Below are 17,430 nucleotides of genomic sequence, written 5' to 3' on the forward strand. Positions count from 1 at the left end.
CAAGCGCATCATGGCCTGCTCAGACGTGCAAAAAGGAAGGAAAACCTAGGGCTTAACGCTTGCCCAGGGCTTGTTCAATTTTCTTGTCAGTTTTGTATTGGCTAAGAGAATATACCGCCCAAATAGCGGCCGGTATCCATCCAATGACGGTCAACTGCAGAATCAGGCAAATAATGCCCGCTACAGGTCGACCGATCGTGAAAAAGACCAACCAGGGCAGAAGCAGTGCGATCAATAAGCGCATGAGAACACTCAATGTAGTGAGGAATGGGCGCTATTTTACCCTTTATTGACCCACTGAATCATTTGTGCGCAAACCAGCAAGACCTGCGGCCCGACTCAGGCAAGCTGAGCCGGGCCGCAGCCTGAAACCAGGATTTACAGCAATTCTTTGCGTAATTGCGCAGGCGATTTAGGCGACAACAGGCCAGGGGCCACGTCCAGCACGGACTGGGCACCGATTTGACCTTGCTGGTTCATGCGGTAGGCCGCACGCGCGTAGGCAACCAGCACACTGGAGGTAAATTCCGGGTTGCTGCCCAGGTTCAAGGCGTATTCCACCACTTGTTGCGAACCCGCGCCGGACTGACCGCTACGAATCACAAAACCACCGTGAGGCATTGCCGCGTGATCGCGTGCCAGGGTTTCAGCGTCAATAAAATTAACTTCCGTGTCGTAGTCCGCGAAGTAATCGGGCATGGTCACAATGGCTTCACGTACGGCGTCGGCGCTGGCGCCCTCTTCCAGGACCACAAAGCACTGACGCTTGTGTTTTTCACGGGTGCTCAGCTCGGGCTGCTCCCCGTTGCGCACACGCTGTACCGCTGCTTCGATAGGCAAGGTGTATTGCACACCACCGGCTACACCGGCCACACGGCGGATGGCATCGGAGTGACCTTGACTCAAGCCTTTGCCCCAGAAGGTGTACGTTTGGCCAACAGGCAAGACACACTCGCCATACAAGCGATTCAGCGAAAACAGGCCTGGATCCCAACCCACCGCGATCAAGGCGGTCGTGCCTGCGCCTTTGGCGGCGGCATCCACGGCTTCGTAGTACTCAGGGATACGGGCGTGGGTATCAAAGCTGTCTACCGTCGTGAACCAGCGGGCCAAGGCCGGGCCTTGTTCGGGCAGGTCATTTTTAGAGCCACCACAGAGAATCAGCACGTCAATATCATTGCGGTACTGTTCGATCTGGTCCAGGGCGCGCACGGGCACGCCTGCACTTTGCAGACGCAGGGAAGCAGGGTCACGACGAGTAAAAACGCTGACCAGCTCCATGTCCGGGTTTTGTGCCAGGGCCAGCTCTACGCCTCGCCCTAAATTGCCGTAACCTGCAATACCGACACGGATTTTGCTACTCATGGTGTTTTCCTTAAAACTGATAAATAAGTGCTGTCAGAACTGCTGCGCTCTGAAGCAACTGGCTTAGTCGCTGATCATACGGGCGGCAAAGCCCATGAACAGCAGCCCCACCGAGCCATTGCCCATCCGGGACAGACGCTGATGGCGTCGGAAAATTCCTGCCAGGCGATCTCCGCCAAAAATCAGCAAAGACAAATAACAAATGCTGATCAGTTCCACCACCAGGCCCAGCAACATAAAGGCCAGGCCCGTGTGACCTTTGGACGGGTCCACAAATTGCACGAAGAAGGACAGGAAGAACAAGATGGCCTTGGGGTTCAACAAACTCAGGAGCAAGGCCTTGCGAAAGCGGGTTTCGTGACGCAAACGCGTGTCCACAGACTGAACCGGGCCACCTTGCCTGAAGGCCGACTGTAAAAGCCGCACACCCAAATACAGCAAATAGGCCGCACCCAGCCAGCGTATGCCCATATACAACATGGGCAGCGTCTTGAGCAGCGAGGCAGCGCCCAGGGCCGTCAGCGTCATCAAAATGCCGTCGCCCACGACCACGCCCAAGGCTGCTTTATAGCCTTCGCGCACGCCATGTCCGGCGCCACTGGCCAGGACGTATAAAGAATTGGGTCCGGGCAAAAGCACGATAAACACCGTACCCACCACAAAGGCCCAGAAATTGACAATACCGATTTGTTCGAACACGCTGGCCTCGCTAAACGCAGCAGAATCCGCAATTTTAGCGCTAAAAAAATGCCCCTGGCACGGGTGGAATGCCAGGGGCGATCAGGTCAATTTGTAAGGTCTGCGCTGCCGGACTGACTCGGCTACGCATTACCAGACCTGATGGACTACGCAGTCGCAAGTTCCTGGGTCTGGAATTGCTCCTGTTTCATGGTGCCTGCTTGCTGGAAACGAACGTGCCAGGACAAGGCCTCTTCCAGGATGTGGGGCGTGTGGCCACCACGTTTGCTGGCGCGCTCAAGATAGTCCAGCAAAGCAGGACGGTAGTCGGGGTGGGCACATTTTTCGATGATGACGCGGGCACGTTCACGAGGAGCCAAACCGCGCAAATCAGCCAGGCCCCATTCGGAGACCAGCACGGCCACATCATGCTCGCAGTGGTCTACGTGCGACACCATAGGCACCACACTGGAGATGGCGCCGTCCTTGGCGACGGACTTGCTGACAAAAATGGACAGGTGCGCATTACGGGCGAAGTCGCCGGAACCGCCAATGCCATTCATCATGTGGGTGCCACAGACGTGCGTGGAGTTCACGTTGCCATAGATATCAAATTCCAGGGCGGTGTTGATCGCAATAATGCCCAAGCGACGCACCAATTCTGGGTGATTACTGATTTCCTGTGGACGCAGCACCAGCTTGTCGCGGTAGTTTTCCAGGCCTTCCAGGAACTGCGCCATCTTGGGGGCAGACAGCGTCAAGGACGAAGCCGAGGCAAAGCTCAACTGGCCGGAGTCCAACATGGCAATTGCGCTGTCCTGCAAGACTTCCGAGTACATCTTCAGGTCGGTGAAGGGAGAATCCAGCAGGCCGTAAGTCACGGCATTGGCAATCGTACCGATTCCCACCTGCAAGGGCAGCAAGGAGTGGCTCATACGGCCAGCGTCTACTTCGCCTTTCAGGAATTCAATAATGTGACCGGCAATTGCCTGGGTTTCTTCATCAGGTGGCAGCACGCTGGAGGGGCTGTCCAAAGCGTCGGTCACCACAATACCCACGATGCGGGAAGGATCCACCTGAATGGCGGTGGTACCAATACGCTGGTCCACATCCGTCAGTTCAATAGGCTGACGGTTGGGGCGGGCCTCGGGCACATAGATATCGTGCAAGCCTTCCATTTCCACTGGCATGCTCAGGTTCAGCTCAACAATGATTTGTTTGGCTTGCTGGGCAAAGCTGGCCGAGTTGCCTACCGAGGTCGTCGGCACAATTGCGCCGGTTTCTGTAATGGCAACCGCTTCAATGACAGCGATGTCAATGGCAGGCAGGTTACCCGAACGCATGTGCTCCACCGTCAGGGACAAGTGCTGATCGGTAAACAGGACCTTGCCTTCATTAATATGACGGCGCAGCACCGAGTCCACTTGAAACGGCGAGCGGCGGGCCAGCACACCGGCCTCGGCCATCATGCCGTCGCTATCATTACCCAGCGAAGCGCCGGTAACCACATTCAGTTTTAATTGCTCGGTCTGGGCGCGCTCGGCCAAGGCACGAGGCATGACCTTACAGTCCCCTGCACGGGTAAAACCGCTCATCCCGACATTCATCCCGTCTTTGAAGAAGGCGACTGCCTCCTGAGCGGTCATGACTTTGCCTTCCAATTCGGGGGAACGAATGCGATCCTTGAACATCGTGTGCTCCTGTCTCTGTGTCATTGATCTACCTGTTGTTGCTTTCGGAAGGAGCCAGGGCCGAAAGCGCCAGGCGAAATCTTCACGCAACAGAACGACATCACGCTTTAAAAATAGGGGCTGTACAAGCCGGAGATAAAAAGCCGAAATCGCCCTGACAACAGGCGTTTATGTTTTTTGAACAAAGCCAGCATAGCATCGCCATAATGAATAAAATAACTCCCAGGAAGTCATAAAATTCATAGATAAAAGGCCAGCCAATCATGGACATCCGATCCTTGCGATACTTCATTGAAACCGTTAAACATCAAAGCTTTACGCAAGCTGCGCAGAGCCTGAACGTGACGCAATCGACCATCAGCAAGATGGTGAAGCAGCTGGAAGATGAGCTGGGCGAGCCCCTGCTGATTCGTGATCACCGTCAATTACAGCTGACTGATTGTGGCAAGGTGGTGCTGGAGCGGGGGCAGGAAGTTCTGCAGAGCATGCAGGGCTTGCTGCGAGAGGTTCACGAAGTTCAGGCCTTGCAACGCGGCCGCCTGGATCTGGGTATTCCGCCCATGATTAATGTGCTGTTTACGGAAGTGCTCAAGACCTTCAAAAACCGGCATCCGCAGATCGAGCTGATTCTGCATGAAGAAACCGGCATGGGGATTGAGCGTATGGTTGCGGCGGGCACGGTTGAAATGGGGCTGAGTATTCTGCCTTTGGGGCCGGAGCTGAATGTATCGGCTACCCCCGTGGCCAAGCATGCGGTTTGGGCGATTGGCCATAAAGATACGCTGTCCGGTGCGCAAAAGAAAATCAAGCTACGGGAGTTGGAAAAGCATCCTTTGATTTTCCTGGGCGAAGACTATGCCCTGACCCGTATGTTGCGGCGTGCTTTCGCCCATGCGGGCTTGCGGGCGAATATTGCTGCCCAGAGCAATCAATGGGATTGGGTGGCTTCCATGGCACAGGCGGGAATGGGAGTCGCTTTGTTGCCCCAGCCGTTTCTTTCTCGGCTGGAACCGGGGGACTGGGTTGCCAAAGAAGTAGTGGAACCGGCCTTGAACTGGGAAGTAGCACTGCTGTGGAATGGGCGGTATCTGTCGCAGGCGGCCAGAGCATGGCTACAGGTCTGTGCGGATGTATTGGGCGGGAACTGGCCGGAGCTTGAAGGGGATTTATAGCAGAACTATTTATTAGCCCTTGAATACTCATCGTGCGCTCGACATTAGGCCAAGGCCGGCCCAATCGCATTGAATTGCCATGTACATGCAGGAGCATGTCTTTCTTATGTGACGTCGCTTCGGTTTGGAAGAGCCTGGATTAATGAATAGGCAATCTCTGTAAAGCACCACTACTGCGGCCTGCGGGGGCGCCGGGCTTGACCACTTGCCGACGCTGCGCGTCGGTACCCTTGTCATAAAGACAGGACGGGCGCATTCTGAACTCGCGCGATAGCTCGTCCCCCGGACGAGCTATAAGCGTCGCGCTCAAACAGCAGAATGCTTGCATCCCGTCCTGTCTTTCTGCCCGCGGCAAGTAGTCTGAATCGCCCCGCGCCCCTGCAGGCCGCAGCAGTGGTTTATAGCGTCAGCAAGCATTAAACCAACTTCTAAGCCTGAGACGGTGTATGCAGTGAGGAAGTATTTACATGTAGAGCTGAATCACAAATCAGCATCGGCACATTCAAATTAGAGCAAGATGATCATGATTGGCCACTGCATCAAAAAACATGTGGGCGGGTAGGTGCTTAGTTGCCAGACAAGCAGATCGACTGACAAGTAAACACGAAGAAATAAATGGACAGACAGCCAAATAGACAAGCAGACAGGTAGGTAGGTAGGTAGGTAGGTAGACCAACAGAAAACAAGAAACCCCGCCAATTTAGCGTCCATCAACAGCTAGTTGGCAGGATCATGACCATCTGCTCAGGACACATCACAAACCGCCAGTTGTCTCCACATGGAACATAGGAAATCAAACACCTCTTTTGTTCCACATCCCTGCCAATTTCTCGTACATGAAACGACTGAAAAATCGCGCCATCTCATGCATCGAGCCGCTCAAGCCGTCTGCCCCTGCCTCGGGGCGATTCAGACTGCTTGCCGCAGGCTGTTCTGGAATCCGGGATGCAAGCCCTGTGCTGTTCGAGCGGGACGCTTGTACTTGGTCCGGGGGACCAAGTACCCCGGGAGTTCACAGGGCGCCCGGATTCCAGAACAGACAAGGGTACCGGTGCGTAGCACCGGCAAGTAGTCAAGCCCCGAGGCAGGGGCAGACGGCTTGAGCGGCGTCTTTCCTGAGACGATTTTTCTCAAAGAGCCCGATCAATGCTGAAACATTCCCGATACACAACAACTACTTGTCACCCCACCCACAGACAAAAAAAAGAACCACCCCAAAACAGGGTGGCCCTCTTGAACAGCCAGGTCCAACAATCAGAAATAATTAAGCAGTCACCTTCTCTGCTGCCGGCTCTTCAACTTCAGCCGAACTACGGATCAGGTAATCAAAAGCGCTCAACGCAGCCTTGGCACCTTCACCAGCAGCAATCACGATCTGCTTGAAAGGCACGGTCGTCACATCACCCGCTGCAAACACACCAGCCAGCGAAGTCGCACCGCGAGCATCAACCTCGATCTCGCCATGACGCGACAGCCCCACATCGCTGCCCTTCAACCATTCCGTGTTGGGCACCAGACCAATCTGAACGAACACACCATCCAGCTTCAGGCTCTTGGCTTCCTGAGTAGCACGGTCCAGGTAATTCAGACCCACCACCTTGGTGCCATCACCCAGAACTTCAGTCGTCTGAGCCTGCATGATGATCGTCACATTAGGCAAGCTGCGCAGCTTGGTCTGCAAGACCTGGTCAGCACGCAAGGCATCACCGAACTCGATCAAGGTAACGTGCTTGACCAAACCAGCCAGGTCAATTGCCGCCTCAACGCCGGAGTTACCACCGCCAACCACCGCCACATCCTTGCCCTTGAACAAAGGACCATCACAGTGCGGGCAGTACGCCACACCACGGTTACGGTAATCCTGCTCACCAGGCACATTCAGTTCGCGCCAGCGGGCACCAGTAGCCAGAATCACGGACTTGGCCTTGAGCTGAGCACCGCCATCCACATCCACAATGACCTGCTTGCCTTCACGGCGAATGCCTTGGGCACGATGCAGATTCATGATGTCCACATCGTAGGCTTTGACGTGCTGCTCCAGCGCCGTTGCAAACGCAGGACCATTGGTCTCAACTACCGAGATGTAGTTCTCGATCGACATGGTGTCCAGAACCTGACCACCAAAACGCTCGGCCAATACACCCGTACGAATACCCTTGCGAGCGGCGTACACAGCAGCGGCAGCACCTGCAGGACCACCACCCACAATCAGCACATCAAACTCGTCCTTGGCATTCAAGGCTTCGGCACGAGCCGAGTTATCGCCCGTATCCAGTTTGGCCAGCAACTCTTCAGCACTGGCACGGCCTTGATGGAACATTTCGCCATTCAAGAACACGGCCGGAACCGACATGATGTTGCGCTGCTGAACCTCGTCCTGGAACAGGGCACCGTCAATCGCCACGTGCTTGATACGTGGGTTGATCACGGACATGGCGTTCAAGGCCTGCACCACGTCAGGACAGTTCTGGCACGACAGCGAGAAATACGTTTCAAAAACAAAGTCGCCGGGCAGATTACGGATCTGCTCAATCACAGCGGCATCCAGTTTGATCTCGTGGCCACCCACTTGCAGCAGGGCCAGGATCAAAGAGGTAAATTCGTGTCCCATCGGGATACCCGCAAAGCTCACGCTAATGTCGGTACCGGGACGGTTAATTTTGAAGGAAGGCTTGCGCTCTTGCGCATCCGCATCTTCGCGATAGCTGGTCTTGTCGGACAGACCATCAATTTCTTGCAACAGTTCGCGCAGCTCGACGGACTTGGCGCCAGTATCCAGCGTCGCAACGATCTCGATCGGTTGCGTGATCTTCTCGAGGTATGCCTTCAATTGAGTTTTGATGTTTGCATCTAACATGTGAAACGCCCTTTATCCTGTACTGAACGAAACAACTTGAGGTGCCTGAACCGGTCAGGCACCGGGGTGGCGGCGCAGCGCGCCGACCACCGCTAAAGACCCGTGTTTAAAAGGTCTTAGATCTTGCCAACCAGATCCAGGGAAGGAGTCAGCGTCTTGGCGCCTTCTTCCCATTTAGCTGGGCAAACTTCACCGGGGTGAGCGGCGATGTACTGAGCAGCTTTAACTTTGCGCAGCAGTTCGGAAGCCACACGGCCGATACCGTTGTCGTGGATTTCCAGGACCTTGATTTCGCCTTCTGGGTTCACCACGAACGTACCGCGCAGAGCGATACCTTCCTCTTCGATCAGCACGTCAAAGTTGCGCGACAGCTGATGAGTTGGGTCACCGATCATTGGGTAGTTAACTTTGCTGATGGCTTCCGAAGTGTCGTGCCATGCTTTGTGAGCAAAGTGAGTGTCGGTGGACACCGAGTAAATTTCTACGCCCATTTTCTGGAATTCGGCGTAGTGGTCAGCCAGGTCTTCCAGTTCGGTTGGGCAAACAAACGTGAAGTCGGCTGGGTAGAAAACGAAAACAGCCCACTTACCGGCAACGGTTTCGTTGCTGACTTCGATAAATTTGCCGTTGTGAAAAGCTTGTGCTTTAAAAGGTTTGATGACGGTGTTGATCAAAGACATATTTGCTCCGGTGAGTGATTAATCATTGACAGTAAAGCCATTATAGGAAGCCACTGCCGATTAGTAAAATTGATTAATGCAATAACGTTCATTGCTATTAGCTATCGCGCTTCGCATAAAAACTTCTTTCTATGCGTCGCACAGACTTATGCTAACAGAGCTGGATGACAGTGCAACTATCAGCGTTCAAGCTATAAGGCTACTTCGCTGGGCATGGGGTTGGAGGACTGCTTGGCGCTGACCAAACAACGGGCAAAATCCTGCCAAAACTGCGCATCGTCGCCTAAAGAAACATTAATACGCATATATGTAGATGGTTGCTGTTGCGGGGAAAACAAGGCCCCCGGCACCAATAAATGCCCTGGTCGCCCCAAAGCACGCACCAGACTTTCCGTATCCACACCCGTATCCACCCAGACAAACATGCCCGCCTGGGGTGGTGCGTCCGGCGCCAGACCTACATGCGCCAATTGCTCCAGGGTTTTATGCCTGTCGGCATCGGCGTGACGGCGCAGCCGATCCAGGTGTTTGCGATAGGGGCCATCTACCAGCACCCGATGAATGACCCGCTCCCCCAGCTCCGGCGAAGTCAGCCCTGCCAGCATTTTCAGATTCACCAAAGACTGCAGCAGTTCAGGAGCTGCTGCCATATAAGCCACCCGCAAACCAGCTGCCATGACTTTGGAATAGCCCCCCACCAACGTCACCCGGTTCAGTTGATCCAATTGCGCTAGACGGCAGGCAGGATTGGCGTGCAGCTCGCTATAGGTGTCGTCTTCAATAATGTGAAAGTCCCAGGCCTGGGCCAAAGTCAGAATGCTGTGCGCCACCGCCGGACTCAAGCTAAAGCCGGTGGGGTTATGCACCACGGTATTCAAAATAACCAGACGTGGACGATGCTCGCGCGCCAACTGCTCTAGTACCGCCAGGTCCGGGCCATCTGCGCGGCGTGGCACACTCAGCACTCGCACATCCACCACCGCCAGACGAGCAAACAAGAGATACCAGGCCGGATCTTCCACAACAACCGCATCACCGGGCCGCAACCAATGACGCAGAAGCAAATCCAGCGCCTGCGTAACACCACTGCACAATAAAAGCTGCGTATCAGGATCTGCCTGTATGCCGCTATCTTCCAGCTGTCCCGCAATGTGCTGACGCAAGGGCCGGTAGCCATGCGAATGCCCATAGCCCAGCAAGTTGGAGCCGGCGCTACGGCTGACCTGCCGCAAGGCCGCCAGAATCATCTCGTTATCCAGCCACTGACTGGGAATGCCCGCGCTGTCGCTATGCCCCATGAAACTGTTCAACATCCAGTTCACATCTATTTTGCGCGGCTCATTCTTTTCTACATGCAGGGATTCGGAACGCAGGCGTCGAGGGCTGCGCACACGCACAAAGAAACCGGAACCGGGCCGGGACTCCACCAAGCCCAAGGCCATCAACTTGTCGTACGCGGCCACAACAGTATGCGTACTGACCCCGGCAGACTGCGCCAACCGGCGCACAGAGGGTAAGCGACTGCCGCCCCGATACCTCAAATGCAGGGCCTGCTGCACCCAGGCGACCAGTTGATCACTAAGTGTCACGTCCGAACCGCGCACGGGCTGCCAATCCAACCATTCCATGATGCTGAGCTCCAAGCGAGAAAACCGACTGTAGCGGAAGTTTGACCAGTACAGCTTGACCGACTGATTGATGAACTGTATCGCAACTGTATTGTTTATTTATTTTAAGCTCAAAGCTGTGATAAACCTATTTCTCATCCGTGGTGATTTTCATGAGCCGCAGCACCAGTCTTCCCATGCCCAGTACCGCCCCAGCATTGCTGATCTATCTCTACGCTTTTATCGGGGTTACCGTCTTTGCCTTCACCTTGCCCATGACACGGCTGGCGGTACAAAGCTTTGACCCTTGGCTGGTCGGAATGGCACGAGCCAGTATCGCGGGGGTGTTTGCGGCCATCATCTTGCTGGCAACCCGCAGCCGTCGCCCCACTGCGTCGGAATGGCGCGGGATTGCCCTGTCCTGTACGGGTGTAATCGTAGGCTGGCCCGTGTTTTCCTCGATTGCCATGCAGACCGTGCCTTCCTCGCACGGGGCCGTATTGAGCGGGCTGATTCCTTTGGCCACCGCCATTGTTGCCTCCGCCCGCAGCGGTGAACCCTTGAGCCGCCGCTTCTGGATGCTGAGCCTGCTGGGTGCCGTACTGGTGCTGCTCTACGCTTTCTATATCGGTGAAGGCGCCCTGCAAACCGGCGATATCTGGTTGGCTCTGGCGGTATTCATGTCTGGCGTAGGCTATGCCGAAGGGGGGCGTGTTGCCCGTACCCTGGGGGGCTGGCGCACCATCTGCTGGTGCCTGGCAGCCAGCTTGCCGCTGACCATTCCTGCCACCTTGTGGCTGACTTTTCCCATGACAGAAATGCCCTCTTCCCAATCTGTCATGGCTCTGCTCTACCTGGCCCTGTTCTCTTCCTTGCTGGGTTTCTTCCCCTGGTACAAGGCCATGGCCATGGGTGGTGTGGCCCGTATTGGTCAGGTACAACTGGCCCAACCCTTCCTGACCGTGCTGATTTCAGCGGTATGGTTAAGCGAGCAAGTGGACTTGCTGACCTGGCTGTCCTGCATCGTCATCATCGCCATTATTGCCGCCAGCCGACGGGCCTGAAAACACAATGACAAGGCGGCTAAATACAGCAAGGGCATATTCACCTAACTAATACTTCGTTCCCAGCGAGGGCTCGCGCAAGCACACTGGCTCATCACTTCATGAACCATGTAAAGGCGATAGCGCGGCCCACGTGACTCCGTTTTGAGCAGGGCCGGTACTGGTATTGCCGCAAGGACATCTGATCATGCCCGCCCAAGCCCCTGCCGCGCTTGCCCTGAGCGCCCGGCCACTAATGCTGTGGAAACAGCTGCGCGACGATCTGCAATACATCGCGCGCGAACACACGGATGCCGTTCTGGCCAGTTCTCTGGCTGCGGAAGACATGGTGCTGTTTCACGCCATGTCCATCTACACCCCCGAGTTGCAAACTGTCACCCTGGATACCGGTCGTCTGCACGAAGAGACCTTGCAATTGGGCCGCGACATCCAGCAGCACTACGAACGCCCCATCCTGTTTTTTCACCCGAATCCGGACCGGGTGCAGGAACACGTCAGCGCGCATGGCACACATGCTTTTTACGAAAGCGTGGAGCTGCGCAAAGAATGCTGCGCGATCCGTAAGGTGGAGCCACTGCGTCGTGCCTTGCAAGGCCGATCAGCCTGGATTACCGGTCAGCGCCGCGAACAAACAGCCAGCCGCACCGAACTGTCCAGCAAGGAATACGACAGCGTCTTTGGGCTGCAGAAATTCAATCCCTTGATCGAATGGACTCAGGACGATGTCTGGGCCGTGATCCGTGGCTTGAGCATCCCCTACAACCCGCTGCACGACCAGGGCTACCCCTCCATAGGTTGCGAGCCCTGTACGCGCGCCATTCGCCCCGGTGAGGACGTGCGCGCCGGGCGCTGGTGGTGGGAACAGCGCGACAGCCTGGAATGCGGCCTGCATGCCAGCAATCTGAATAGCAGTGTCAACACCTGAAGGAACCCCATGGGCGAACCACTCTCTACCCGTACTCATCTGGACTGGCTGGAAGCCGAGGCCATTTTTATTCTGCGTGAAATCGCGGCTGAAGCTGAAAAACCCGTGCTGCTGTTCTCCGGCGGCAAGGACTCCGCCGTGCTGCTGCAATTGGCCCAGAAAGCCTTTGCGCCCGGCCCGCTGCCGTTTCCCTTGATGCATGTGGACACCGGCCACAACTACCCGGAAGTGATCGAATTTCGGGATCGCCGCGCCGCCGAGCTGAACGCCGAACTGATTGTGCGCAGCGTGGAGGATTCCATCGCGCGCGGCACCGTGGTGCTGCGCAATGAAACCGCCAGCCGCAACGGGGCCCAAGCCGTCACCTTGCTGGAAGCGATTGCCGAATTTGGCTTTGATGCCTGTTTCGGTGGCGCCCGCCGTGACGAGGAAAAAGCCCGCGCCAAAGAGCGCATCGTGTCTTTTCGCGACGAATTCGGCCAATGGGACCCCAAAGCGCAACGCCCCGAGCTGTGGCACTTGTTCAATACCCGTATTCACAAGGGCGAGAACCTGCGCGTCTTCCCGATTTCCAACTGGACCGAGCTGGACGTGTGGCAATACATCCAGCGTGAGGCCATTGATCTGCCATCCATCTACTACACCCACTCGCGCGAAGTGGTGGAGCGTCAGGGGCTGATCGTACCCATCACGCCATTGACTCCCTTGCTGGATGGGGAAACCTCTGAATGGCGCGATGTGCGTTTCCGCACCGTAGGCGATATTTCCTGCACCTGCCCGGTGCTCTCTACCGCCGCGTCCGTGCAAGACATTATTGCTGAAACCGCCTTGGCCACCATTACCGAGCGTGGCGCCACCCGCATGGATGACCAGACGTCCGAAGCCTCCATGGAACACCGCAAGAAACAAGGATATTTCTAATGAACACAGTCAATGACGCCTGGCTGCAGGCTGCCGATCAAGGCGTGCTGCGTCTGATTACCGCTGGCTCCGTGGACGACGGAAAATCCACCTTGATTGGCCGCTTGCTGGTAGACAGCCAGGGCGTGTTTGCCGACCAGATTGCGGCCATCCAGCGCTCCAAATACAAGCGTGGCGAGGACGCCGAACCCGATCTGGCCCTGCTGACCGACGGCCTGGAAGCCGAGCGCGAACAAGGCATCACGATTGACGTGGCCTATCGCTACTTCGCGACCCCCAAACGCAAATTCATCGTGGCCGATACCCCCGGTCACGAGCAGTACACCCGCAACATGATTACGGGGGCCTCCACCGCCCAGGCCGCCATTATTCTGATCGATGCGCACCGCGCCAAGGACGGTGAACTGCTGACCCAGACCAAGCGCCACAGCACGGTTGCCAAATTGCTGGGCCTGCGCCATATCGTGGTGGCGGTGAACAAGATGGACCTGGTCGATTGGGACCAAGCCGTGTTCGACCGTATCCATGAAGCCTATCGCCAACTGGCTACCCAGCTGGGGATTGAGCACTTTCACATCATTCCGCTCTCGGCCCTGAAGGGCGAGAACATCACCCGGGCTTCGCCACACACGCCTTGGTATCAAGGTTTGCCACTGCTGCCTTTGCTGGAATCGCTGGATCTGCGCGAGAACATTCAGCGCCCTGCCCGTTTGTTTGTGCAATGGGTGGCGCGTCATGGCGGCAGCCGTGCTGATGGCTTCCGTGGCTACGCCGGTCAGCTCAGTGGCGGCCGTATCCAGGTGGGCGATAGCGTTCAGGTATGGCCTAGCGGAAAAACGGCGGTGATCACACAGCTGTTTCGCGCGGGTACGGAACAAACATCTGTCAGCGACGGGGACGCCGTGACTGTGGCGCTGGATCGTGAACTGGACATTTCACGGGGCGATTTGCTGACACTGGCCCATGAAGAGGTAAGCACCAGCAAACACTTTGATGCGCAGCTGTGCTGGCTGGACGAGCAGGCCTTGAACACCACCCGCTCTTACTGGTTAAAGCAAGGCACGCGCCTTACCCAAGCCAAGGTGCAAGCCGTTCATGCCTTGCGCGATGTACATAGCCTGCAAGAGCAGCAAGCCACTGGCAGCTTATCCCTGAATGATATTGGCCGTGTCAGCCTGGTCAGCCGTGACCCACTGGTGCTGGACGATTATCAGGATCATTCCAGCACGGGCTCTTTCATCCTGATTGACCCCAGCACGAACCAGACCGTGGCTGCTGGTCTGGTCCAGAAGCGCGTATAAAGAACAGCCTGCGGCAGACCCACGTCTTGCCGCAGGCACCGTATAAGATCACGACGCCTCTTGCTGCCTGACAGACCGGCCCCGTGCTGAACTGCGCCTGAGCCTCATTAATGCCGCCAGCACAATACACGCGCTCACACCCAAAGTCATGGCTAACTGATAGCGGTACGCCTCCACCATCGCCATATACACCAGCACCGCCAAGATCAGCACGATGGACAGATAAGTCAGCCAGGGGAAAAACCACATCTTGAATGGCAAATCTATGCCTGAGTTTTCTGCCTGGCGACGCGACAGTAGCTGGGACACAGCAATCACCAAATAAACGATCAGGGCAATCGCACCCGTTGTGGATAGCAAGAACGAAAACACCTGTCCAGGCAAGAGATAGTTCACCAGGCAGCCTGCAAAACCGGCCAAGGTCGATACAAGTACGGCGTTATAAGGCACACCTTTGGACGATACCCTGGCAATACAAGCAGGAGCATCACCACGGACGGACAGGGAATAAATCATTCGAGAGGCCGTATACAAGCCGGAGTTCATGCAGGAAGTCACCGCAATCAGTACCACTACATCCACAACTAGCTTAGCCCCAGGCAAGCGAAGAACTTCCAGCGTGCGCTGAAATGACCCTACCTGCATCAGCCTGGGATCGTCGTAACCGACGATCAGCACAATCAAGGAAATCGACAACACATAAAACAGGGAAATACGGTAGACCACCAGATTGGTCGCCTTACGTATCTTTTCCTGCGGGTTATCAGTTTCGGCGGCGGCAATCGTCACGATCTCCGCCCCAAAAAATGAAAACATCGTAATCAGGATACCCGCCAGCACGGCGCCCATGCCTTGCGGCGCGAAGTTGCTGAACACGGGAATCATCGGCACCTTCCCCCCGTCAACCCAGGGCCAGAAGCCGGTCAGGGCGCAGAGACAGGCCACAATGAACACAATAATGGCCAGCACCTTGATCAAGGCAAACCAGAACTCAAACTCGCCAAAATTCTTGACACTAAACAGATTGGTCATCGACAAGGCGACCATGATGACAATGGAAAACTGCCACGAAGGGATACCCGGCATCCATTGATGCAAGATATAGGCCCCGGCAATGGCTTCAACGGGAATGATCAAGCCCCAGAACCACCAATACAGCCAGCCAATGGAAAATCCCGCCCAGGGCCCGATCGCCCGCGCGGCATAGGTGGAAAATGAGCCACTATCAGGATTGGCGACAGCCATCTCGCCCAACATCCGCATGACCAGCAGCACCAATGCTCCCGTCAAGATATAGGACAGTACCGCTGCCGGCCCGGTCTTCGCGATGGCATTGGCTGATCCAATGAACAGTCCGGCACCAATGATCCCCGCGATAGAGATCATGGACATCTGTCTTGAGTTCAGGCCGTGCGCGAGCGCACCCTGGCCTGCCTGTTCAGGCATGGTCATTATTGTCTCCTCGCTTTTTATTCAATGGCGGGGCAGTTCTGACCCGCCCGGGGCGCCCCGACGATATGCTTCGCTTGCTATAGGCGCACGTCACCCAACAGCCAGGCCCGGCCGATCATCGGCTAGGACCCTCCGTCCGAACGCTCAGGCAGCGTCAAAGGTCAAACTTCACCCCCTGAGCCAATGGCAATTCTCGGGAGTAGTTGATGGTATTGGTCGCCCGGCGCATATAGGCACGCCAGGCATCGGAACCGGACTCGCGCCCCCCGCCGGTTTCCTTGTCCCCACCAAAGGCGCCACCGATCTCCGCCCCGGAAGTACCAATATTGACGTTGGCGATACCGCAGTCCGAACCGCTGGCCGACAGAAACTCCTCAGTTTCACGCAAATCATTACTGAAAATGGCGGACGACAGGCCTTGCGGAACATCGTTTTGCAGCGCCAGTGCCTCGGACAGGTTCTCATAGCGCAGCACATACAAAATAGGTGCGAAGGTTTCCTGCCGTACCGTATCGGTCTGGCTGTCCATTTCCACGATGGCTGGTCTGACGTAATAGGCCGATGCGAACTCATCCTCCAGCACCCGCTCTCCACCGCTAACCCGCCCCCCTTGAGCACGCGCCGCATCCAGTGCGGTCTGCATCGCCTCAAAAGAGGCCCGATCGACTAAAGGTCCCAGCAGCGTTCCTTCCTGCAACGGATTGCCAATCCTGAGCTTGCCATACACCTGCTTGAGCCGTTCTACCAGTTGCTCACTGACACTACGATGCACAATCAAGCGTCGTGTACTTGTACAGCGCTGCCCCGCCGTCCCGACCGCCGCAAAGACAATCCCCCGGACCGCCAGATCCAGATCCGCATTAGGCGTGACAATAACGGCATTATTGCCCCCCAGTTCCAGCAAAACGCGCCCGAAACGACGCGCCACACGAGGCCCCACTTCCCGACCCATCCGTGTGCTGCCGGTGGCCGACACCAGCGCCACCCGGGGATCATCAACCAGTAGCTCTCCGGCTTCGCGCCCACCAATCAGCACTTGGCTCAGGTGCGCCGGCCCGGCCTCATACCGCGCCATTGCCCGCTCAAAGACAGCCTGGCACGCCAGGGCGGACAAGGGTGTTTTTTCGGAGGGCTTCCAAATCACGGCATCGCCACACACCAAGGCCAGCGCAGTATTCCAGGCCCACACCGCCATGGGAAAATTAAAAGCGGTGATCACCCCGACCACTCCCAATGGATGCCAGGTTTCCAGCATGCGATGACCAGGCCGCTCAGAGGCAATTGTCAAACCGTAGAGCTGTCGGGACAAACCCACCGCAAAGTCGCAGATATCAATCATTTCCTGGACTTCACCCAAGCCCTCACTCGTAATCTTTCCAGCCTCCAGGGAAATCAACTGGCCCAAAGCCTGCTTCTGGGCCCGCAGCTCCTGGCCCAGCAGTCGAACCAGCTCACCTCGTGCCGGCGCAGGCACGGTACGCCACACCTGCCAGGCATCATGGGCACGAGCAATCGCCTTGCTAAGCTCCTCGCTGCTGTGAGGCCGCAGATGGGCCAGAATGCCCCCGTCGATAGGCGAGCGCACCGACATTCCCCCTTGAACATCCAGCGCAGCCGTCACACCCAATTGGGCCAGGGTGGAATGTGCCAGTTCGCTTGTCTGCGTCATGCTTGTGTAAGTCATACCTGTACCCTATAAAAAATGCGGAATATCGGC

Annotated in this window: 14 protein-coding genes; 5 read left to right on the forward strand and 9 right to left on the reverse strand. The window is 56.4% G+C overall.

The window, feature by feature from the left end:
• Nucleotides 1-52: 52 nt before the first annotated feature.
• From WFM49_RS17560 to WFM49_RS17575, 4 genes are all read right to left on the reverse strand, one after another.
• A complete protein-coding gene (locus tag WFM49_RS17560; RefSeq protein ID WP_009454854.1) occupies nucleotides 53-244 on the reverse strand; it encodes a YqaE/Pmp3 family membrane protein in 192 nt (63 codons plus the stop codon).
• A 134-nt stretch (nucleotides 245-378) separates the two neighbouring features.
• On the reverse strand, nucleotides 379-1,365 hold the full coding sequence (locus tag WFM49_RS17565) for a diaminopimelate dehydrogenase (protein ID WP_009454851.1): 987 nt from the start codon (nucleotides 1,363-1,365) through the stop codon (nucleotides 379-381).
• Between the two features lie 63 nt (nucleotides 1,366-1,428).
• Complete coding sequence (gene leuE / locus WFM49_RS17570) at nucleotides 1,429-2,064, reverse strand: leucine efflux protein LeuE (RefSeq protein ID WP_026485490.1); 636 nt, start codon at nucleotides 2,062-2,064, stop codon at nucleotides 1,429-1,431.
• Nucleotides 2,065-2,210: 146 nt separating this feature from the next.
• Nucleotides 2,211-3,734, reverse strand: a complete 1,524-nt coding sequence (locus WFM49_RS17575; protein ID WP_336974633.1) for an acetyl-CoA hydrolase/transferase family protein — start codon at nucleotides 3,732-3,734, stop codon at nucleotides 2,211-2,213.
• A gap of 263 nt (nucleotides 3,735-3,997) precedes the next feature.
• Here WFM49_RS17575 and WFM49_RS17580 point away from each other — a divergent pair, with 263 nt between their 5' ends.
• Complete coding sequence (locus tag WFM49_RS17580; protein WP_251197118.1) at nucleotides 3,998-4,906, forward strand: LysR family transcriptional regulator; 909 nt, start codon at nucleotides 3,998-4,000, stop codon at nucleotides 4,904-4,906.
• Nucleotides 4,907-6,170: 1,264 nt separating this feature from the next.
• Here the strand turns inward: WFM49_RS17580 and ahpF are convergent.
• The 3 genes from ahpF to WFM49_RS17595 form a co-directional block, all read right to left on the reverse strand.
• Complete coding sequence (ahpF, locus tag WFM49_RS17585) at nucleotides 6,171-7,763, reverse strand: alkyl hydroperoxide reductase subunit F (RefSeq protein WP_336974636.1); 1,593 nt, start codon at nucleotides 7,761-7,763, stop codon at nucleotides 6,171-6,173.
• A 116-nt stretch (nucleotides 7,764-7,879) separates the two neighbouring features.
• Nucleotides 7,880-8,443: an alkyl hydroperoxide reductase subunit C gene (gene ahpC, locus WFM49_RS17590; protein ID WP_009454841.1), complete on the reverse strand. Its 564-nt coding sequence runs from the start codon at nucleotides 8,441-8,443 to the stop codon at nucleotides 7,880-7,882.
• Between the two features lie 191 nt (nucleotides 8,444-8,634).
• A complete protein-coding gene (locus tag WFM49_RS17595) occupies nucleotides 8,635-10,071 on the reverse strand; it encodes an aminotransferase-like domain-containing protein (RefSeq protein ID WP_336974638.1) in 1,437 nt (478 codons plus the stop codon).
• 152 nt (nucleotides 10,072-10,223) lie between these two features.
• Here WFM49_RS17595 and WFM49_RS17600 point away from each other — a divergent pair, with 152 nt between their 5' ends.
• The 4 genes from WFM49_RS17600 to WFM49_RS17615 all read left to right on the forward strand — a co-directional run bounded on the left by WFM49_RS17600 (nucleotide 10,224) and on the right by WFM49_RS17615 (nucleotide 14,261).
• The gene (locus WFM49_RS17600) at nucleotides 10,224-11,114 is read left to right on the forward strand and encodes a DMT family transporter (RefSeq protein WP_026485485.1); all 891 of its coding nucleotides are present in this window, start codon (nucleotides 10,224-10,226) and stop codon (nucleotides 11,112-11,114) included.
• Nucleotides 11,115-11,301: 187 nt separating this feature from the next.
• The gene (locus WFM49_RS17605) at nucleotides 11,302-12,039 is read left to right on the forward strand and encodes a phosphoadenylyl-sulfate reductase (RefSeq protein ID WP_336974641.1); all 738 of its coding nucleotides are present in this window, start codon (nucleotides 11,302-11,304) and stop codon (nucleotides 12,037-12,039) included.
• 9 nt (nucleotides 12,040-12,048) lie between these two features.
• A complete protein-coding gene (gene cysD, locus WFM49_RS17610; protein ID WP_009454833.1) occupies nucleotides 12,049-12,960 on the forward strand; it encodes a sulfate adenylyltransferase subunit CysD in 912 nt (303 codons plus the stop codon).
• Nucleotides 12,960-14,261, forward strand: coding sequence for a sulfate adenylyltransferase subunit 1 (locus WFM49_RS17615; protein ID WP_009454831.1), 1,302 nt, complete (start codon nucleotides 12,960-12,962; stop codon nucleotides 14,259-14,261). The genes cysD and WFM49_RS17615 overlap by 1 nt, the downstream gene beginning before the upstream one ends.
• A gap of 48 nt (nucleotides 14,262-14,309) precedes the next feature.
• Here the strand turns inward: WFM49_RS17615 and WFM49_RS17620 are convergent, their stop codons facing one another.
• Together WFM49_RS17620 and amaB are read right to left on the reverse strand one after the other, a co-directional pair.
• Complete coding sequence (locus tag WFM49_RS17620; RefSeq protein WP_254498886.1) at nucleotides 14,310-15,713, reverse strand: amino acid permease; 1,404 nt, start codon at nucleotides 15,711-15,713, stop codon at nucleotides 14,310-14,312.
• 154 nt (nucleotides 15,714-15,867) lie between these two features.
• Complete coding sequence (gene amaB / locus WFM49_RS17625; protein WP_152978308.1) at nucleotides 15,868-17,397, reverse strand: L-piperidine-6-carboxylate dehydrogenase; 1,530 nt, start codon at nucleotides 17,395-17,397, stop codon at nucleotides 15,868-15,870.
• Nucleotides 17,398-17,430: the final 33 nt, after the last annotated feature.

Origin of the sequence: Alcaligenes sp. PF14, assembly GCF_037150615.1 — a bacterium.
Taxonomy (GTDB): domain Bacteria; phylum Pseudomonadota; class Gammaproteobacteria; order Burkholderiales; family Burkholderiaceae_B; genus Alcaligenes; species Alcaligenes phenolicus.